Origin of the sequence: Chryseobacterium sp. C-71 (assembly GCF_020911865.1) — a bacterium.
Lineage (GTDB): Bacteria > Bacteroidota > Bacteroidia > Flavobacteriales > Weeksellaceae > Chryseobacterium.
Genome location: NZ_CP087131.1, coordinates 1,302,801 through 1,324,070, shown reverse-complemented (window position 1 = coordinate 1,324,070; position 21,270 = coordinate 1,302,801). Strand labels below are relative to the sequence as shown.

The following is a 21,270-nucleotide window of genomic DNA, read 5'->3' as shown; positions in this document are numbered from 1 at the left end:
AAGCATTTTAAGTTGTTAATGATAATGCGATTATATTAATTAATTGTTAAGTATTTTATAATGAGTTGTTTATTGTTTATTCTTTCCAGTGAGATTTGAGCAGGTAACTGCAGGATAGCAAAAATTTATGATAACTATACTTTTAAGAAAATTAAAACATGAGAAATATCATGTCTTTAGGATTTAACCTTTCTTAAATTTTAATACAAATAAAAGCATCAAGTAAATAATCAATAATCACTAATCTTAGAATGAAGAAATCTATAGTGACTCTGGGTATTTTATTAAGTACCACAAGTTTTATCTTCGCACAGGAAAAACAACCGACCGGTACGACCAAAAATCAAGATACTTTACAATCCAATAATAAAACTAAAGATATTGAGGAAGTAGTCATCATTGCCTATGGTACCCAAAAAAGAGGAGAAGTTACCGGTTCTGTGGGTAGAGTAAGTGCCGAAAGCTTTAAAGATCGTCCAATTTCGAGAGTCGACCAGGCATTAACTGGTCAGATTGCCGGTGTTAAGACGCGTGCAACTTCAGGAAAACCAGGCGAACCATTAGAAATTAGAGTTCGTGGTACCGCTTCAATTTCTGCAAGTAATTCACCAGTGTATGTAGTTGACGGAATGGTTGTAGACGATATGGCTAACGTTTCTCCAGATGATGTGCAATCGATTGAAGTGCTGAAGGATGCTGCTTCTACAGCAATGTACGGATCTCGTGGTTCTAACGGTGTAGTGATTGTAACTACTAAAAAAGGAATGACAGGAAAACCATCATTTACCTTCTCTCAATATTACGGTGTGCAAACCATAGAAAAGAAGCTGGATGTTATGAACAGCTCAGAGTGGATTGATTATGCTACAGAATCAATCAATAAAAGATGGGTTGCATTAGCACCGGGTAATTCAACATCAGATAGTTACGAAGTAAGGGCTAAGTATTTTAATTTAGCAAACACAACCAATTATAATTTGGCGAATGTCAATTACATGATTGATCCTCGATGGGGAACCAATCAGGTTGCTAATATCGATTGGCAGGATGCATTTTACCGTCCGGCATCTATTCAGAATTATCAGTTGTCTGTGAGAGGTGGGAACAAGAATGTGAAGTATGCTATTTCGGCTGCGTATTTCGATCAGGAAGGTTTGGCTCTTAATACCGGATTCAACAGATTTAATTTAAGTGCTGTGGTTGATGTTAATATTTCAGATAAGTGGAAAGCTGGGATTGCCTTGAGACCAAGTTACTCCCAAAGTTACGGAGCAGCAGTAGACGGAAAAGATAATGAAGCGCACAAAATGCTTTCAATGGTACCCATAGCAGAATTGTCTGCAGGTCTTTATACTAATTTCTGGAAAAATGATCGGTACCGATGGGCAAGTTCTTCACAGAGTCCGATTGGAGTGTTAGAAAATACGACCAACAATACCAATGAATTCAGGTTACTATCCAGTTTATATATGTCTTATGATATTTTGCCAAGTTTAAACTTGAAAATTTCAGGAGGAGCAACTAATAACTTTAATCTTAATAACGGATATACACCAACTTTTAACTTGGTGACCAATATTCCGGGGCAGGTGAGTATTGCCAGTAGAAGAACCGTTAATTACAACCGTTATTTAGGAGAAGCTTTATTATCCTACAAAAAAACTTTCGGAGATCACAGTGTTAATGCAATTGCAGGTTACAGTGCTGAAAATTATAGAACAACAAGTCAGTACAACCGAAACAGAGGGTTTCCTAATGATGATTTAAAGACCTTTAACTTCACACAGTCAGCATCTGTACTTAATTCAGAATATACCGCTTCAGAATGGATGTTGGTTTCTATGTTTGGTCGTGTGAATTATGATTACAAAAAGAAGTACATGTTGTCTGCCAGTATTCGTAGAGATGGATCTTCGAGATTCGGGTGGAATAATCTTTGGGGAACATTTGCAGCATTCGGAGGTGCCTGGAAAATAGATGAGGAAGAATTTTTAAAGGATTCAAGCTGGCTGACCAACTTGAAGCTGAGATACAGCTGGGGTGAGAACGGAAACAATTCTATTGGTGACTACAGAGCCTTCGGAACTCTTGCAGGCGGAAATTACTCATTTGGCGGAGCCTTATCAAACGGTTTGATACCAAATACGATTCCTAATCCGGATTTAACTTGGGAAAAAACAAGATCTTCAGATTTTGGTTTTGAATTAGGATTATTCAACAGAATTGATTTCACAGCCGATTATTATATCAAAAAAACCAATGACCTTCTTTTGCAACAGCCAATACCATACGTTACAGGATACAATATCATGTGGAAAAATGTAGGTTCAGTGCAGAACAAAGGTTTGGAATTAGATTTAACGACAAAAAATTTAACCGGAGCTTTCAAGTGGAATACATCTGCTAATATTGCATTTAATAATAATAAAGTATTGCAGTTAGGAACTGATAATGCACCTATTTATACAGGTTTTAGTAATAGTACCAATATCATTCAGGTAGGAGAAGAGTTGAATTCGTTCTATTTGTATGAAGCAATAGGCGTGCTTTCTAGCGCAGATATTGCCAATGCAGGTATTGCTAAAACCAATGGCGCAATCGCTGGTGATACAAAATACAGAGATGCAAACGGTGACGGAATTATCAATGAAAACGACCGTCACATTATCGGAAGTCCAACTCCTGATTATTACTGGGGTTTTACCAACACTTTTTCTTACAAAGGGTTTGATCTTTCTGTGTTTTTCCAAGGTCAAAAAGGTGGGTACAGCTATGCTTTGCTAGGTCGCGCAATTGACCGTCCAGGAATGGGTACCACAACCAATGTGATGGGGAACTGGGCAAACCGCTGGCGTTCTGATGCGGAACCAGGAGATGGAAGAACTCCAAGATTAGACGGTACAACAGGGAGTTTGCTAGATACAAGATGGCTGTACGATGCAACTTATATTCAGCTTAAAAATATTACTTTAGGATATAATTTTGAGCAGGATTTAGTGAATAAATTAAAAATTTCTAACCTTAGAGTGTATGTCAGCTTAGAAAACGTCTGGAGAAAAGATCATTATTATGGTGGCTACAACCCAGAATCTGTGCAGTCAGACGGTACAGATTACGGAGCATATCCGAATGCTAAAGTGTATATGATGGGCTTAAACTTTAACTTCTAAATTTAAAAAAAATGAAAATCACTAAAATAAATACTTCCCTTTTACCTATAAAGATGAAATCTCTTACAAAAGCATTGATATGTGGAACCATGATGCTGGGGATGCTCAGCTGTGAAGACGATTTGATGCTGGAACCTGAAAATAATATTACCCAAAACTCCTTTTACACTACTGAATTACAGATTCAGCAAGCTCTTTCGGGAGTTTATTCGGCAATGGTGAATGCTTCATCAAGAGGAGGGTATGATGTTAATTTTTACCTGTTGGCGTCAGAAGTTCGTTCAAATAATTTTAATGCAATTTCGCAGAACGGAAACAGAGATTATTATGCAATCAACCGTTTTCAGGATACTTCTTCCACTGATGAGATGGAAATTCTTTGGGAAGATGCTTATCAGCAGATCTCTTACGCAAATACGCTTTTAGCGAGAATAGATGCAGTGCCGTTTGCAAATCCGGCAACTAAAGAACAATACCGCTCTGAAGCTCGTTTCTTAAGATCTTACGCATATTTTGAGTTGATGAGAAGTTTTGGAAAAGTTCCGTTAATCGATAAACCGGTGAGTCCTGAAGAGGCCTCTAAAATTCCAAGAACAGATCTGGCGACCCTTTACAATTTCGTTACATCAGAAATTGAAGCATCGGTAGCAGGTCTGAAAGATGTGTATGATGCCGCAAATAAAGGAAGAATTACGAAGTCTGCAGCTCACGCAATGTTGGGGAGAATTTATCTTACGGGATCAGGATATCCGCTGAACAATGGTTCTTATGTTACAAAAGCAAAGGATCATTTGTTTGCAGTGATTCAGGGGGAAGGGCAGTTCGTGACTTTTGCTCCTAATTATGCAGATCTTTTTAAAAGTGTCAACGATAATAAATACCATATTTTTGAAATTCAGCATATCGGTGGAGGTTTGTCACAAGGTTCTTACTTACCAAGCTATGTATCGCCGAATTTTGGTTCTGCTGATCCCTATTACAATGCGCAAGGTAGTTTATTCAGCTCGGCTGAATTAGGAGTTTCTCAATCATTGATTGATACTTATGAGCCGGGAGATTTAAGACTTCCTTTAACGATCAAAACAAGTTTTATTGGGACAAACGGACAACCTGATCAGGCTAAATTTTTCGTAAAATTCCGTGAAAAAGGAATTGTTCTCAGCAACAGATACGACTGGCCGATCAACTTCCCAATTATAAGGTATGCGGATGTTCTTTTAATGTATGCGGAAATTTTAAATAATCAGGGAGCTACAAGTACTGCGGTTGAGTACTTAAACAAAATCCGTCAGAGAGCAGGTCTTACACCGGTTTCTACATCGATATCTGCTGCTAATTTTACTACAGCACTTCGCAAAGAAAGAAGAGTAGAGTTTGCCGGTGAGGGTGTGTATTGGCACGATTTGGTTCGTTGGAATACGGGAGTTACTGTCATCAATCAGGCTGCCGCTGCATTAAACTATAATTACACGATTACTACAAATGATTATTTGTATCAAGTGCCTTTATCTCAGATTCAGGTGGCGGGATATGATCAAAATCCTTAAAATATTTTTTTAAAAACTTAAATACAAAATCCCCGAGCGTAAGCGAGGGGTTTTTTATTGAAATATCTAAGTAATATTTATTTCAATAAAACGACTACGCCCAAGCTGAAAGCTTGGGCGTAGTCTATTGCAAAATTTAATTCTTCTTAAACATAATCTCATCCAGTCTCGTCTGGTTAAGATAAATCTGTTGAAATTCAACCGGCATATACTGATACAGAATATTCCATTGTTGGCTGTCAGTATGTTTTTTTAAACTTCCGAATGACCTTATAAATAAATTTTCGATAATGTGTTTTACGTTGAAAGTTCCGTTTTTGTAAATCCATTCCATCATTTTGATGTTTCTGTTGACAATGTTGATTTTAGATTCCTTTAAAAGAACTTTTAGATAATCAACGGTCGACTGAATAATGCCCGGAAAATTGTTTTGTGCAGAAAGCTGCGAAATTTCGTTCTGAATTGATGGATAAAATATTTTTAAATGCTCGATTGCCTGAGTTTCATTAATAGTATCCGCTTCAAAATTCTTCATTGTTAAAATATTTTTTTAAACATTCTAAGACTTACTAAAAGTGTACCAAAATCAGTGGAAAAATTAAAATATTTTATTATCACTATTTTGAGATTTGTTGTCTCAGTATCAAATTTTTCATATATTTAAACAAACTAATAGATTGAATGAAAATAACCTTAAACAGTTCAAAATACTTAAAAAAAATCAATAAAATTGAAGCTATAAAAAATTTATTTGATTTTAACTTGGGAAGTGCATTAACTGAAATTTTAGATGTAGATTATAGTATAGAAATGAAAGCTTTTTTACTTCTATTCAATACGTCTAGAAACACAAACTTACAAATATCGAAATCGTATGGTAAAGATCAACTCAATAAAGAATATGATTTAGTTGCAATAGCGAATGAATTTCAAAAAGAATATAAAAATTTTTTAGAACAAGAAATTACTATTACGAAAGATTTTTTTGAAAATATTTTAAAACATGATAATGGTTATTTAATAGCATCTTATAATTTGTTTAAAAGATTTTGTGATCAATTAGAAATAAAATTACCGAAAGATATAAGATACATCTATTACGTAAATTTTAGAGAAAATTTAGCAGAAGAATTTCAAAATTATCAAGAGAGATATGAGGAACTTATTGAATTTTTTAATAATCCAATTTCTTTGCAAAATGATAAGTTCTCACATTTGTTAAATAATTATAATGATTTTAAGAATCACTATACTAAACCACTTCAAGACAGAGCAGGAACTAAAGAGGCACTAAATGATCTATATATTGAGCCTACATTCTCCATTCATAAAAATAATCTTAAAAACATAGAGGAAAAGGATGAGTATAAAGATTTTCATAATTTTTCTGATATTAAAACAATTCATGATTATTTCGGAAACTTTTTTTTGTTAAATAAAAAACACGAAAATCTTAACGAAAATTATAATATGGCTTTTGTTTTGGGACAACCCGGTCAAGGAAAAACATCTTTCTGTTATAAACTTGTTTACGATTACTTAGAGAAGTATTCAGATTTACCACAAATACCAATGATTTTTGTTAAAATAAGAGATTTGGTAGCAAAGGATTTTGTGAATGATCCTCTGAGAGAAGTTGAAAAGCGGTTTAATTTTGTAGATTTTAACAATGATGAACTTGTTTTAGTTTTAGATGGATTAGACGAAGCATATATGAGTGGAGGAATTACAGATGATGATTTGAGAAATTTATATGATAGATTGAAAAAAAGAGCAAATAATAAAGTTAAAATTATTTTGACTTCTAGATTTAATTATTTGAATACTTATGATGCTTGTTTGGATAAAACTTTAATATTGCATTTAAATAATTTGAATGATCAACAAATAATTAAATATTGCGATAAATTTAAAAAATTTCACCCAAATAATTTATTTGTTAGAAATATTGATTTAATAATAGAGCAAAATCAATATAAACATATAAAAGAACTTTTAAGACAAGCTGTCCTTATTTATTTTATTGCAATTTCAGATATTAATATTGATGAAAAGGATTCAAAAGCAGTTATTTATGATAAAATATTTGATTCTTTAGCTCAAAGAAGTTGGGATTCAAATGGACAGTTAGAATATATTAATCCTAAAATTAAAGCAAATTCAAAATTATATAAATCTTATTTAAGAGAATATATCAGAAGTATAGCATTTGAAATTTATAAATCACCGAAGCTATATATAACTGTAGAGAAATTGCTTGAGCTTGAATCTACAAAACTTTTCATTACAAGATGTTTTACAAAGGATCTTTTAGCTTCAGAAGAAAAGCTTAAGGAGATAAGTAAATATCTTTTAATAAGTTTTTATTTTCAGCAATCTAATAGAGATAATTCAGATACTGCTTTAGAATTTTTTCATAATTCTTTGTGGGAGTTTTTAACTGCAGAATATTTTTGGGAAGAAAATAAAAATATTTTACTTCAAAAGGATGATTATGAAGAGTATAAAATCATTAATCAAGAAAATTATTTCAACTTTATTGATAAAATAGTAGGAAATAAGAATTTCGCGGAATTTTCTATTAAAACAAATCTTATTGAAATAATTAGCAATGAAAATGAAATTATAAAAAAAGACATTTTTACGCAATCAATTACGAATTTTCAAGAATTGTTGAGCAAACAATTTGTCTTAAGATTTAATTTTGAAAAAAACGGATTCACTGTCATTGAAAAAAGTTTTCAAATTTTTAATGTTTTTTGGTGCTTTATAAATGAATCTAATAAAAATTTGAATAGCCCGATTGAATTTTCCGGAAACGAAATTAATTATTTATTCAGAGATAATAAATTCATTAATAATAATGTAAGTAATGTAATATTGACTAATAATTTATTCGGTCTACAATTTATAATAGAATCAAGACTAGAAAATGTTACCTTTTCAGGTGGTGTTTGGGCTTTAAGAATAAATAAATGTGATTTAATTAATGTTAAGTTTGAAGATGTTATATTTGAAGAAACCGTTTTTACAAATACAGATGTTATAAATGTAAAGTTTTTAAACACTTATTTTGGGAATAAAGTTGAATTTAAAAACATGAAATTTGATAATATTATCATGGAAAATATTAATATTCCTGACGAAGAATGGTTTGAAAATTTCATAAAAAATAATTATTTTGAAACTGTATTTATTGAAAAACATAAAATAGAGAAAAGGTTAGTCGTTGATTACGAAAATATTGAAAAAGAAAAGTTTTATATAGTTTATAATGATTCTAATATTTAAGAATAGTTTTTATCTTTGCAGTCCACAAAAAATCAAAGATGTTTTCAAAAATTGCAGTACACAGAGTCGGAAATAAAATCAACGGTGAATCTCTTATTCTTTCTCAGGAAGAACTTCAGCTGGATGAAGGAACCGTAGAATTGTTGGAGAATTATTTTTTAGGTTCATTCAAAACTGAAGAAACGTATCAATTTTATAGTGATTCTTATTTGGTCAATAATCCTGTATTCAGTTCAGTGTCAGAAATTTTTGAAGACAAAGCCAAGTTCCTTTGGGAATCTGAAAATCTGGCAAAACATCTCTTTGAAGCTGCCGAAAATCCACGAGTTCAGGGTGGCGAATTGTTTGTTGTTTATTTTGAAGACGATAGAGAAGGTGACGACAAAGTGGATAAAATTGGTATTTTTAAAACTGAAAAAAGAGAATCTTTCCTAAAGATTTTTCCTAAAAATGAATCATTCGAGATCGATAAAGATCAGGGAATAAGTCTTTCGAAAATCGATAAAGCAGCATTGATTTACAACAGCAGTAAAGAAAGCGGTTACGTACTTTCTGTAGTTGATAACAATAAAAATGGTGACATGTATTATTGGTTCGAAGATTTCCTGAAAGTGAAGCAGCGTGACGATGAATATTTTCACACACAGGAAGCTTTGATGGTTTATAAAGATTATATCATCAAGCAACTTCCGCAGGAATTTGAGGTTTCAAAGGCTGACCAGGCAGATTTTCTGAATCAGTCTATTAATTTCTTTAAAGAAAAAGAAGAATTTAAGCTGGATGATTTTGCGGCTGAGGTTTTGAAAGATGAGCATGTCATTGAAAGCTTTAATAATTTTAAGACTGATTACGAACAGGAAATGCAGATTAATATTGCAGAAGAATTTCCAATCAGTGAAGCGGCAGTGAAAAAAACGCAGAGACATTTTAAAAGCATTATTAAATTAGATAAAAACTTCCATATTTACATTCACGGAGACCGAAAAATGCTTGAGCAGGGTCAGGATGAAAAAGGGAAATATTATATGCTTTACTTTGATAAAGAGGTTTAAAAAAGATGAGTAATTTAATATTTCAAGCTCCAGAATATTATGCATATCACAGAATATTTTAATAAAAATTAACTGTTATGCTTTGATAATCAGATACTTGTGTTAAATTACTATTAAAAAGTAATAATTTTTATTAATAATCAGTACAAATTTCAACTTGAGTACCACAAAGTGTTTATCAGGTAATAAAAATGATTAACTTTGATTCTTTAAGTGTTATTTATGAATTTTGTTGAATGTCATGAAGAGCCCATTCATATTCCGGGCTACATACAAAGTTTTGGTTACCTGATTGGCATTGATGCAGTATCTCACACCATTACGTTTTTCAGTGAAAATATTACAGATGTTTTTAATGTTGAAAATTCTGAAATCTTTTTCGGAAAGAAACTGACAGACTTTCCGGAGCTTTTTCAGACAGTTATGACTTCTGATATTTTCGAATCTTTAGAAAATCTTACCCGTAGAGACAACGAAACGTACTTCGATAAAATTTTTATCGGAGATAAAGAATATCACTTTTCAATTTTTAAAAATCAGAATCAGATTTTTTTGGAGTTTGAAGCACTTCTGAAAAATCATGAAAAAAGAATCACTAATAAGTACGATAATTTTTACATCATCGATAACGATCAGGAAATTTGGGATCAGCTTTTAAGCACGCTTTTCAATATCATCAATTATGACCGTATCATGGTCTACAAATTCATGGAAGATGGTTCCGGTAAAGTGATTGCCGAAAAAATCAATGATAATCTTGAAAGTTATTTAGGCTTACATTATCCCGAATCTGATATTCCGAGACAGGCTCGTGACCTTTATAAAAAGAAAAGAAAACGAATTTTTAGCAATGTGCATGCAGAGCCGGTGAAGTTGGTTAGCAAAACGGTCGATAGCATTGATCTTACTTTTGTTTCATCACGTGTAATGTCGCCTATTCATGGGCAGTACATCAAAAATTCAGGTGCTTCTTCAAGTTTCAGCGTGTCAATTATTATTGATGACAAACTTTGGGGCTTAGTGACTTGTCAAAATTCTGAACCCAAACATATTGATCTTGAAGATCGTGTGCAGGCCGGCATTTTCACAGTTTTGGCATCCAATGCCTATTCTTCATTTAAATCAAAAAAAGAATTAGAATATCGTTTAGATTTAAATTTAAAAGCATCACAGCTTAAATCTGAATTTTTAAAACACAACACCTTATTCGAATCGCTTGTAGAAAATAAATCTGAAATCAGAAATCTTCCTGAAGCTGATGGCTTGGCGGTAGTTTCAGAAAATTATGTCGTGACTGACGGTGCGACGCCGACACGTGAGGTTATTCACAAGATCGTCGACTGGGCATATCGAAATACTGAAGAAACCATATTTATGAGCCGTAGTTTTCTTAAAGATTTCGGTAATGAATTGGATCTTGATGAAACAGTAGGTGGAATCGTTATTTATTTTGTTGAAAAAAGTAAAAACGAATTGCTGATTTGGTTCAGAAAAGAATTTGACGATCATATCAATTGGGCAGGAAATCCCGAAAAGAAAATCGGAGTATTTTCTCAAAATGGAGAAGAAAGAAATATTATTTCACCGAGAACGTCTTTTGAAGTTTTTAAAGAAGAAATTAAAGGGAATTCCAGAAGATGGAGCAGCAGAAACGAAATTTCGGTACAGTCTATTCGTGATGTGATTTTGGAGACTTCTCACCGACAGTACGTCACTATCAAAAGACTGAATGAGCAACTTAAAAAAGTAAATGAAGAATTAGACAGTTTTTCATACACCATTTCGCATGATCTTGGAACACCGTTGACTGTGATGAAACTGAATGCGCAGATGCTACTGAAAAGCCTTTCTGATACTTCAGACAAAAACAAACGGCAAATCAGTTCTATAATTGACGAAATCGACAATATGGCTGAAATGATGCATGACGTTTTGCAACTAAGCAGAGCCAAGCACAGTGAAATTGAGCTGGAAGATTTAGAAACGCAGCGTACCATAGAGAAAATTACAGAAAATGCAAAAATGACTTTTGACACTCCGAAAAGTGTGGTAGTAATCAAAGATTGTCCAAACGTTATGGCAGACAAAACCTTATTGCATCAGGTGTTTTTAAATATTATCAATAATGCAATCAAGTATTCATCTAAACAGGATCAGCCTGAAATTCTGATAGAAGGAATGGAAGACGGTGAGCAGGTTATTTACAAAATTACAGATAACGGTATCGGAATTCCTGAATCTGAAAAGCACAGAATGTTTAAGATTTTTAACAGGATGGATAACGCCAGAAAATTCAAAGGAAACGGAATCGGACTTTCAATTGTTCACCGAATCATGAATAGGATTGGTGGAAACGTCGATTACGAGAGCAGTGTTAACGGAACTTGTTTTATTTTGACGTTTCAAAACCCTAAATTTGTGAAACAACTTTAAAATTAAAACAAAAAAAATGGTATCTGAATATCTAAAACAAAACACGGTTGAATTTCATGATGCAGCTGAAAAACTATTTAGTTCTGATAAAATCTTCAGCAAAACTTTCACTTTAGAAGATTACAAGAAAATCATCAATACCAATTATCTGATGCTACTTCACAGTGAGAACAAAATATTCAGTAACCTTTCAGAAAAATTTTCAGCAAAACTTCATTTAGATAAAAGAGTCAAACTTCCGTTGATTGAAAAAGATCTGGCGAGTTTAGACTTAGAAAATCAAAAGGCTTCTCACGATCTTGAATTTGCCAATGAGCATGAAGCTTTAGGAGCAATGTACGTGATTGAAGGTTCTACTTTGGGTGGAAATGTAATCGCAAAGCAGCTTTCAAAAACTGAAGGTTTTGATGAGGTAACATTCAACTTTTTTGGATGCTATCAGGAAAATACAGGTCCGATGTGGAAGAACTTCAAAGAAGTTTTGGATACTGAAGTGACGGAAGAAAACTATGACGAAGTACTGTCTGGAGCGAAGAAACTTTATACGTTTTTACTAAACGTTAATTAATTTCCTTAAATAATAATTAAAATTCCCGAAAGATTGCCCAATTTTTCGGGAATTTGTACATTTGGGAAGCAAAAATTTAAACTAACAAAATAAACAATAAATATATTATGAATCTGTAAAGATCCATAATTCAAGTAAAACAATAAATAAACATATTATGAAACTATAAGGTTCCATAATTCCATTAAAAACAATAAATAAACATATTATGAAAGTAACCGTAGTAGGTGCAGGTGCTGTAGGAGCAAGTTGTGCAGAATACATCGCAATGAAAGACTTCTGTTCGGAAGTAGTTTTAGTAGATATCAAAGAAGGTTTTGCTGAAGGAAAAGCAATGGACTTGATGCAGACTGCATCTTTGAACGGATTTGATACAAAAATTACAGGTACAACAGGAGATTACAGCAAAACAGCAGGTTCTCATGTAGCAGTTATCACCTCTGGTATCCCAAGAAAACCGGGAATGACAAGAGAAGAATTAATCGGTATCAATGCGGGCATCGTAAAAGAAGTTACTGAAAACTTAGTTAAAAATTCTCCTGAAGTAATCATCATCGTGGTTTCTAACCCAATGGATACGATGGCTTATTTGGTACACAAAACTTCAGGTCTTCCTAAGCACAAAATCATTGGTATGGGTGGTGCTTTAGATTCTGCAAGATTCAAATACAGATTGGCTGAAGCTTTAGAAGCTCCGATCTCAGACGTAGACGGAATGGTAATCGCTGCTCACAGTGATACTGGTATGCTTCCATTATTGAGCAAAGCAACAAGAAACGGAGTTCCAGTAACTGAATTTCTTGACGATGCTAAACAAAAATATGTAATCGAAGAAACTAAAGTGGGTGGAGCTACATTAACTAAATTGTTAGGTACTTCAGCTTGGTATGCACCAGGTGCAGCAGTTTCTGTAATGGTTCAGGCAATTGCTTGTGACCAAAAGAAAATGATCCCTTGTTCATTAATGCTTGACGGAGAATATGGCGAAAGTGATATCTGCTTAGGTGTTCCTGCAATTATCGGGAAAAACGGTGTTGAAAGCATCGTCAATATTTCTTTAACTGAAGAAGAGAAAGCTAAATTTGCTGAAGCTGCACAGGCAGTAAGAGAAGTGAATGGTGATTTGAAGTTTTAATATTCATTAAACTTTTCGTAAAAAAGAACCGCGCGCCCAAGGGGCGCGCGGTTCTTTTTTACTATCAAATAAAGTAAAAAAAAATTTTTCTAAAAATCATGGAATTTCTATTTTTGTTTATTAAAAAAGTTGTTTTATTGAGTGTTTAGCTGTTTTAATTTAAATGTAATATTTTATTGATAAAAAGTAAACTAATTATCTACAAGAAGAAAATAATGTAGTTTTGAAAATTATTTAAAAACACATTTATTTCAAAATGGAAAAAATTTCCGTTCTTATTGCTAACTACAATAATATCAGGTATTTTAGAGATTGCTACGATTCATTAATAAGCCAAACATATAATAACTGGGAAGCTATTATCGTTGATGATGGATCTACGGACAATTCTGTAAATATCATAAAAGATATCATCAAAAATGACAACAGATTTTTATTTTATGAAAATTCAGAAAATAAAGGTTGTGGTTTTACTAAGAGAAAGTGTGTAGAATATGCCACTGGCGAAATTTGCGCTTTCTTAGATCCTGATGATACTCTTTATCCTGCTGCTTTGAAAAAATCTGTTGAAGAATATTCTCGAAATAAAAGTATTGTTGCTACGTACTCTAAAATGATGTTGTGTGATGAGAATTTAAAACCTCAAAATGTGTTTGGTAGTACTAAAGAGATTTACAATGATAAATATTTTTTTAATTGTCCTATTCAATTTGCACATTTTTTTACTTTTAAAAAGGAAACTTATCTAAAGACTTCCGGAATAAATCCTGATTTAAAAAGTGCAGTTGATCAAGATTTATATTTAAAAATTTTAGAATTAGGTAAGGTGAAATTTATTCGAGAGACTTTATATAACTATAGACTTCATTCTAGTGGGATTTCTCAAGAAAATTCAAAGCAAATAGCCAAAGAATCATTTGCTTATGTGATTTATGAAGCTATGAAAAGAAGAAATATTAAAACTATTAATTCAATAGATGTTCCTTCAATATATAAAAGTTCCGACGAAATTTATTTTCTTCTCAATTATCAAACAGGATTGGCATATAGATTAATTATAAAACTTAAATCATTGTTTAGATAATATGACAGTTTTTTTAGTAAGTACCTTGACATGATTTTGTATAATAACAGCGATTATTTTATTTGGATTTCATGAAAAATTTCAATCTTCCTACTGTTTTCCTATTCCAAAATTAAATGATTTTTTTAGTAAAAATACATAGATGAATATGAATTTATTGTTTTGGATATTGGTAAAAGGAATTCTGAAATAAAGAAACTTTCACAATTGTTACTATATAAAACGACTTACAGAATTAGTCACTTCAGATAGCTAATACAAAGTTCGGTGAAGAAATTGGATCAGATCCCTTGCTATTGAGATTCCTCTTCAAGAAGAATCCCATAAATTCGGGATTATTAGTTATCGAATTACATAAACTAATTACATATTCAAGATAATTAACTATAAAGGTCGGGCTAATGCCCGACCATAATTAAAGTTATCAAATTTGCCTTTAGCCAAAACTTATTTTAAAATCGATGAAATCAAGATGATTAAGAAAATCACAAAAGTTCTCGATATGCTCTGCCATTCGAATTGACGATGTAGTGAACTTTCTCCTTAAAAAAAATTACTTAACAACCGTCGCCTCCATCTCAACTTTCAGCGTTTCAAACAATGTTTTGACTTCAATTACATTACTTGCCTGTTGAATGCCATGTTGAGTAATCCAATTTTGCCAGACGTCAAAATTCTCAAAAAATGCGGGATGGTCTGTCGTATAGACATTGAGGCGAACAATGTTTTTCACCTCAAAGTCTGCCTGTAGAATTACTTTCTCAAGATTTTCAAATGTCTTAATAATTTGCGTTCTCATGTCGGCATCGCTTGTAATTCCGTCATCGTTGATAGCGGTTTGTCCGGAAACGTAAAGCGTGCTCTGAACATTTTTAACTTCCACAGCTTGTGCATAATTTCTGTCGTCTTGCCAAGTCCAAGGGTTGATGATTCTTTTTTCCATTTTGAAATATTTTAATTAAATTAATGGAACAAAGTTCGGCAGAGTCGGGAAATTGATGCTGTGACGTGCGTCACTATTTTATTGCTTTTTTAAACCTGATTCTAAATACAATCTGCTTAATGTTTCTCTGGAAACTCCTAAATAAGCTGCTAAAACGGTTTTTGGAACTCGCTGGATGAGTGTGGGGTAGAATTTCAAAAATTGTTCGTATTTCTCTTTAGCATTCATTGTCATCAGTGAAAGAATTCTTCTTTGGTTTGAAATATGTCCGCCAATGGCTTTTTTCAGAAAGAAATCGGTCATTTTGGGAACTTCAGTCAGGAGCTGCTGATAATCATTAAAAGAAAGTTTTAAAACTGAAGTATCTTCCAGACATTGCAGGGATTGAGTAGCTTTGTTTTGGGTATAGAATGCTGCGTAATCGCTTTCCCACCAATCTTCCATTGAAAACGAAATGATGTGTTCTTTGGCTTCAGCGTCAGTGTAAAAAAGTTTTAAAAGTCCGGAAACAATAAAATAAACATGGTCAACCTGATCATTTTCTTTGATAATCATTTCACGTTTTTTGAAATGCTGTTCTTCAAAAAATAACTCAACAACCGAAAATTCTTCGTCGGTCAAGGAAATTGTTTTGCTGATATGATCTTTTAGGACATTCATTTATTTTAATTTAATAATCAGTTGTACTAATTATCTGTACAATTCAAGATCAAGAAAGTTATTGTTTTTAACTAAATTTTTCTTAGCTTTTTCTGTTCCTGCCTTTTTTAAAGCATTTGTATCCATTTCATTCCCGTTTTCGTCGTAGGATTTGAATTGAGTAATCTGTGGGTTCATGAGCAAAAACTGTTCGTTTGCGCTAATCGGGTTTTTCCTGAAGTCGTTCCATTTTTTATTAAACTGCTTTCTGTTGACCTCATAATTTTTCAGTAAATGAGATGGCTTGATCACAGAAGTTCCATTATTGGTTTTATAATTGGCGATGAGTTGAAAAGAATGATGTTTTTTGGAATCTTCAATAGCCACAATTAAACCCGGAAGTTTCCTGAATAAATGCGGACCATCCTGAAATGGCAATTCTGTGGTAAACCAAGCCGTCCATTCTCGCCTTCCAAATTTTAAGATTGCTTTCTGGCAATTATAGTTTTGAATCTTTTTTGTTTCATCAATTAATGTCCAGTTAAAATCAGTTTCATCCGTTACTTTATAAGATTCCATTCCGACGAATTCTGTTGAGTAATTTTTGATATTACTTTTATTTTTCCACACGAACATTTTGATATTTCCGGGTGAAAGGTCTGTGCCCACATGCCCATTTTTTTTCTGCGAAGATTTTACAACGGCAGAATCTCTTTTAGCTTTCATCTCACTCAAAAACTCCGAATGATCTTTAAAAACTGTGAGACGCATATTTTCGGTTAAAACACTGTCAATTTTTATAGAATCGGGAACATATTTGTACTCATAAATAAATCTGTGATTCTGGGCATTTAGTTTTAAAATGAATGTGAAGGTTACGAGAAAGAAGATTTTATTCATTGATATTTGATATGATTAATCAAATCTACAAAATTGATTGAATATCTATTCCTGTTTTAAAAACAATCCGTCACCAATTCCATATTCACTATTGCTCCGGCTACATTTCCAGTCATCACCGCATTCGAAACTGAACGCATCATCGAAGAATTGTCACCGCACACAAAAAGTCCGGGAACATTTGTTTTCTGAAACATATCTGTTTTGATATGCCCCATTTCTGTAAAATCACAACCCAAATCTTTAGGAATTTCAGAGTGTTGTTTGAAAGGAAACGCACCGTAAACCGCTTCAAAATCGATTTCTTTTCCGTCATCAAAGACCAGACTTTTTACATAGCCGTTTTCATTTTTCAGCTCAGAAATTTCGGTTTCAATAATGTCAATCTGATTATTTTTAAGTTTTTCCAATTGTTCAGAAGTGAAATTGGCTTTTCCTCTCGTAAGAATCGTAACATCTTCAGTTAAATTTTTAACTAAAGAAGAAATATGAACAGCCTTATCTCCATTCGCAATAATTCCAGTTTTCTTGCCTTTGTATTCGTAGCCGTGGCAATATGGGCAGTGAATCAGTGAGATTCCCCAGGATTCTTGAAAACCTTTGATATTGGGAACTTCATCGATAATTCCGGTAGCAATAATCAGTTTTTTTGAATTAAACTTTTCACCTTTTTCTGTTGTAATTTCAAATCCAAAATCTGTTTTTTGAGTTGAAATTGCTTTTCCATTATAAAACTTTACCGTATCATATTCTTCAACCTGACTTTTAGCTATTGTAGAAATCTCGGCAGGTGAGCTTCCGTCATGAGTCAGAAAATTATGCGAATGAGGCGTTTGCTCATTACAAGGTTTTCCGCTGTCGATGACCAAAGTCTTTCTTAAAGATCTTCCTAAAGCCATTGCTGCAGATAATCCTGAGTAACTTCCCCCGATGATGATAACTTCGTATTGTTCTGTATTCATGATTTTAAATGTTTAATGAATTTAAATAGATTTCAATTTCTTGTTTGAAAGTTTGGCAAAGTTAGAATAAATTTTTATTATTGCAACATAATCGCATTAACAAAATGATAAGAAGAAGTACCCCAACGAAAGATGCTGTTTTAAATATTTTAACAGATTCAAAAAAAGCCATGAGTCCCGATGGAATTATGCAGAAAGTCGACATCAGTATAGACCGTGCTACGATTTATCGTGTCCTGAACCGTTTTTGCGAAGACGGAATTCTACACCGCATTGTGGCAGAAGATGGGAAACAGTATTTTGCAGTCTGCATCAAATGTGAAGAAAAGAAACTGGCTTACCATCATTTTCATTTCAGATGTACCAATTGTCAGACGATAGAATGTTTGCCGGTTCCTGTTCAGTTTTCTTTACCACAAGGGTATCAGGTAGAAACTGTGAACTGTATTCTGACTGGAATTTGCAAAGATTGCGCATAAAAAAACCTCAGCAATATATACAGAGGTTTGATTGTTTTATATTTGGTGAAACTACTTTTTCTTTGAGTCTAAAGAATCTGTTTTGGACATTTCTTTGACAATAGACATTTTATTTTCAAAAGGTTTAGCTTCTAAAACTGTAATGCTGGTCTGTTCTTTTCCGAGATTAAATTGTACGAAAACGGTTTTTTCTGTACTGCGGATGATGTAAGTATTTACGTTTTTCCAGTTATTGCAAGAGTGCATATATCCTAAATTATAAGCCTCCGGATCTTCTCTTTTCAGGCGTTCTTCTTCACCTTCTCTTAGCGGTTCGCCGGTATTTATTTTTACACCACCCACATTTTTTATCAACTCATCAAAGCTCTTCTGAATCTCGAGCGGAGAGAATTTCTTATCTTTAAACGCCTCAGATATTCTTATTTCTGCTTTAAAGGTTTTCCCTTCCATTGCAGTGTACGTTCCGTGGTCATAGAAGTATTCTTTATCAAAATCTTTGGTTTGTCCGTTACCATGATACAAGCTGGGGTCAGTAAATGCATATCCTTCCGGAAGCTTAAAATAAGGGAAGATTCCATGAAATTTATCGGTCACCGGAATTTTGCTGATGTTGTAGCCTGTATCTGAAATAACTTCTGTTGGATTTGTATTTTTGCGATTATTAGCATTTACAGCGTCCTGTGTAACAGTTTCATTCTGATCTTTCTTACTACACGACCACAAAGTAAATGCAGCCAAAGCACTTGTTAAAAGGATATTCTTCATAATTCAATAAGCTGAGAAACATAATTCTGCCATTCTGTAGGAGCAAATTTGGTGCTAAAGAGAATGAATAAAGTTTAAAATTATGTTAAATCACGAATTGTTTTTATGTTACATTCTGCCTTTTCAATTCGGAAGGTGAAATTCCAAATTCTTTTTTAAACACAAAAGAAAAATGAGAAAGATCTTCAAATCCCAGATCGACATAAATTTCTGATGGTTTTTTGTGCTCTTTATCTAATAAAAAATAAGCTTCCTGAAGACGTTTTTTAATCAGCCATTTTCCCGGACTGTTATTGAAAACTGCTTTGAATTCCCTTTTAAAAGTTGATAAACTTCGCCCTGTCATAAACGCAAAACGTTCGAGACTGATGTTGAATTTATAATTATGATTCATAAATAGCTCTAAATCAATTTTATGCGGAACATTGAAATTGAAAAAAATATCTTTCAGATCAGGATTGTTTTTGAGCAGAATCATCAATAATTCTTCACGTTTTATGTCAACAAAAGTATCGTCCAACTGCTCGGTTCCGTTGTAATAAGGTTCCAGAGATTGTACGAAATTCTTTATTAATTTATCTTCATTGATGAACAGAAAAGAATCATTATTATCTGTTGGTTCGGCTTGATAGGGATGGCGTTCCAGAAATTTCTTTAAAAATTTTTCATCAAAAGCAATAATCACTTTTTCAAAATCTCCGTCTTCCTTGTATTTTGTATAGCGAACCAAATGATTTTTCCGTGCAATACAGTAATCGCCGGGCTTCATATTGTAATGCCTGTAACCATCGTACGAAACCATCGAACCTTTAAGCAAAAACAAAAAGAAATGCTCGGGAATAAACTGTTCCGGAGAAATTTCGGGACCGAGATGACAGGAATGTAGATTGTTAAATTTCATTTTTTAATAATTAATTTCTTTTGTCTTGAAATCGAAGATTCGACATAGTCAAACAAAAGAAACAATCTCGAAGCTTCAGAACAAGATTTGGAAACTTACGTTGAAAATTTAAAATTAATCCTAAAATCCACAAAACTTGTGCGAATTTAATATTGGTTTTTTCAGTTTAATATTTGAGCCGCACTTCGAACAGAGGGAATTTGACTCAATACTCATATTTTACATATGAATCGTCGAAACATATGGTTTTTTAACGGATTAAGTTTAAATTTTCTTAACGCTTCAGTTTTTCAATGTCGTTTCATATTTGTCAAAGTTTAACTGTTGGTTTTACATTGACTTGTCTTACAAATTTACAGATTTACCATCAAACTATCTGCACTTGCCAATAAAGCGTCTTCATGGCTTCTTGGATTCCACTTTAAGATGGTTTTTGCTTTTTCGTTGGCCATTTCTTTGTACAATTCTTTGCCGATTGGTTCTAAATTTTGAATGTCAGAAGAGTATTGAGGTCTTTCTTTTCTGAACAGCTCGGCAACATCGTAAAAGCTCATCACGCCGTCTGAAGTGGCAATGAAACGTTCTCCTGCAGCATCAGGGTGAAGCATAGCTTTGATATGAATGTCCGCAACATCTCTCACATCTACAACTCCCATAGTAAATGGTGGAGTAGTTTCAAGATTACCGTTCAGAATTCCAGAAACGGCAATATCCAACGAAGCCGAAGTGATCCCACCAATCACAGGACCGAAAATCCCTACAGGGTTAATAACCGATAATTCCAAACCATTGCCTTCACTTTGTATAAATTCCCATGCTGATTTTTCTGCAATTGTTTTCGATTTTATATAAGCCGGAAGTTCTGCATTCACATCTGTCCAGTCATCCTCAGTGAAAATATGGTTTTTCTTGTCAATACTGTAGCCGACTGCTGCAAAAGAAGAAGTTAAAACCACTCTCTTCACACCGGCATCACGAGATGCTTTCAAAACACGCAAAGCCCCGTCTCTTGCAGGAATAATAAGTTCATTTTCATCTTTTGGATCCTGCGCGGGGAAGGGTGATGCAACGTGAAGAACATATTCACAGTCTTTTGTAGCCTCACTCCAATTGCTGTCGTATGTAAGGTCAGCTTCAATAAAAGTAAGGTTCGAAAAATCTGTAATTCCTCCTTCTTCTAATGCTTTGATGATGCTGTCTTTTTTGGCTAATGAACGAATTGTGGTTTTCACCTCATATCCTCGCTGTAATAATTGCAGAATAGTATGAACTCCTAAAAATCCTGTGCCTCCTGTTACCAAGACCTTTTTGTTTGTTTGTCTGTTTTCCATTTTGTTTAAATTTTATCAGACAAAGTTGAGGATTATTGAGGAAGAGGATTTTGTTGTGAAGGTCAATTTT

17 protein-coding genes are annotated in these 21,270 nt (G+C 33.2%); 9 read left to right on the top strand and 8 right to left on the bottom strand.

All coding sequences use genetic code 11. The features are described 5' to 3' along the window. The first annotated feature begins 251 nt into the window (after positions 1-251). Both LNP04_RS05980 and LNP04_RS05975 read left to right on the top strand, forming a co-directional pair. The gene (locus LNP04_RS05980; RefSeq protein WP_229985647.1) at positions 252-3,170 is read left to right on the top strand and encodes a TonB-dependent receptor; all 2,919 of its coding nucleotides are present in this window, start codon (positions 252-254) and stop codon (positions 3,168-3,170) included. A gap of 11 nt (positions 3,171-3,181) precedes the next feature. Next, positions 3,182-4,717: a RagB/SusD family nutrient uptake outer membrane protein gene (locus LNP04_RS05975; protein WP_229985646.1), complete on the top strand. Its 1,536-nt coding sequence runs from the start codon at positions 3,182-3,184 to the stop codon at positions 4,715-4,717. Positions 4,718-4,853: 136 nt separating this feature from the next. Here the strand turns inward: LNP04_RS05975 and LNP04_RS05970 are convergent, their stop codons facing one another. Continuing rightward, a complete protein-coding gene (locus LNP04_RS05970; protein ID WP_229985645.1) occupies positions 4,854-5,252 on the bottom strand; it encodes a hypothetical protein in 399 nt (132 codons plus the stop codon). Between the two features lie 146 nt (positions 5,253-5,398). Here LNP04_RS05970 and LNP04_RS05965 point away from each other — a divergent pair, with 146 nt between their 5' ends. From LNP04_RS05965 to LNP04_RS05940, 6 genes are all read left to right on the top strand, one after another. Then, a complete protein-coding gene (locus LNP04_RS05965; RefSeq protein ID WP_229985644.1) occupies positions 5,399-8,008 on the top strand; it encodes an NACHT domain-containing NTPase in 2,610 nt (869 codons plus the stop codon). Positions 8,009-8,046: 38 nt separating this feature from the next. Further along, a complete protein-coding gene (locus LNP04_RS05960; RefSeq protein ID WP_229985643.1) occupies positions 8,047-9,060 on the top strand; it encodes a nucleoid-associated protein in 1,014 nt (337 codons plus the stop codon). A 222-nt stretch (positions 9,061-9,282) separates the two neighbouring features. After that, entirely contained in the window at positions 9,283-11,493 is a 2,211-nt protein-coding gene (locus LNP04_RS05955) for an ATP-binding protein (RefSeq protein ID WP_229985642.1), read from the top strand. Positions 11,494-11,509: 16 nt separating this feature from the next. Beyond that, complete coding sequence (locus tag LNP04_RS05950; protein WP_229985641.1) at positions 11,510-12,061, top strand: biliverdin-producing heme oxygenase; 552 nt, start codon at positions 11,510-11,512, stop codon at positions 12,059-12,061. Positions 12,062-12,269: 208 nt separating this feature from the next. Beyond that, a complete protein-coding gene (locus LNP04_RS05945; RefSeq protein WP_229985640.1) occupies positions 12,270-13,196 on the top strand; it encodes a malate dehydrogenase in 927 nt (308 codons plus the stop codon). A 256-nt stretch (positions 13,197-13,452) separates the two neighbouring features. Further along, the gene (locus LNP04_RS05940) at positions 13,453-14,280 is read left to right on the top strand and encodes a glycosyltransferase (RefSeq protein WP_229985639.1); all 828 of its coding nucleotides are present in this window, start codon (positions 13,453-13,455) and stop codon (positions 14,278-14,280) included. Between the two features lie 553 nt (positions 14,281-14,833). Here LNP04_RS05940 and LNP04_RS05935 read toward each other — a convergent pair. From LNP04_RS05935 to LNP04_RS05920, 4 genes are all read right to left on the bottom strand, one after another. After that, positions 14,834-15,223: a RidA family protein gene (locus LNP04_RS05935; protein WP_229985638.1), complete on the bottom strand. Its 390-nt coding sequence runs from the start codon at positions 15,221-15,223 to the stop codon at positions 14,834-14,836. Between the two features lie 78 nt (positions 15,224-15,301). Beyond that, positions 15,302-15,883: a Crp/Fnr family transcriptional regulator gene (locus LNP04_RS05930; RefSeq protein WP_229985637.1), complete on the bottom strand. Its 582-nt coding sequence runs from the start codon at positions 15,881-15,883 to the stop codon at positions 15,302-15,304. Between the two features lie 30 nt (positions 15,884-15,913). Further along, positions 15,914-16,762 carry a GLPGLI family protein gene (locus LNP04_RS05925; RefSeq protein WP_229985636.1) on the bottom strand — a complete coding sequence of 283 codons (849 nt, stop codon included), beginning with the start codon at positions 16,760-16,762 and terminating at the stop codon, positions 15,914-15,916. A 56-nt stretch (positions 16,763-16,818) separates the two neighbouring features. Continuing rightward, complete coding sequence (locus LNP04_RS05920; RefSeq protein WP_229985635.1) at positions 16,819-17,724, bottom strand: NAD(P)/FAD-dependent oxidoreductase; 906 nt, start codon at positions 17,722-17,724, stop codon at positions 16,819-16,821. A gap of 104 nt (positions 17,725-17,828) precedes the next feature. Between LNP04_RS05920 and LNP04_RS05915 the strand changes: the two genes are divergently transcribed. Beyond that, a complete protein-coding gene (locus LNP04_RS05915) occupies positions 17,829-18,203 on the top strand; it encodes a Fur family transcriptional regulator (protein ID WP_229985634.1) in 375 nt (124 codons plus the stop codon). A 51-nt stretch (positions 18,204-18,254) separates the two neighbouring features. Here LNP04_RS05915 and LNP04_RS05910 read toward each other — a convergent pair whose 3' ends face one another. From LNP04_RS05910 to LNP04_RS05900, 3 genes are all read right to left on the bottom strand, one after another. Then, on the bottom strand, positions 18,255-18,968 hold the full coding sequence (locus LNP04_RS05910) for a hypothetical protein (RefSeq protein ID WP_229985633.1): 714 nt from the start codon (positions 18,966-18,968) through the stop codon (positions 18,255-18,257). A 103-nt stretch (positions 18,969-19,071) separates the two neighbouring features. After that, a complete protein-coding gene (locus LNP04_RS05905; RefSeq protein ID WP_229985632.1) occupies positions 19,072-19,869 on the bottom strand; it encodes an AraC family transcriptional regulator in 798 nt (265 codons plus the stop codon). A 353-nt stretch (positions 19,870-20,222) separates the two neighbouring features. Then, positions 20,223-21,200, bottom strand: a complete 978-nt coding sequence (locus LNP04_RS05900; protein WP_229985631.1) for an aldehyde reductase — start codon at positions 21,198-21,200, stop codon at positions 20,223-20,225. Between the last annotated feature and the right edge of the window lie 70 nt (positions 21,201-21,270).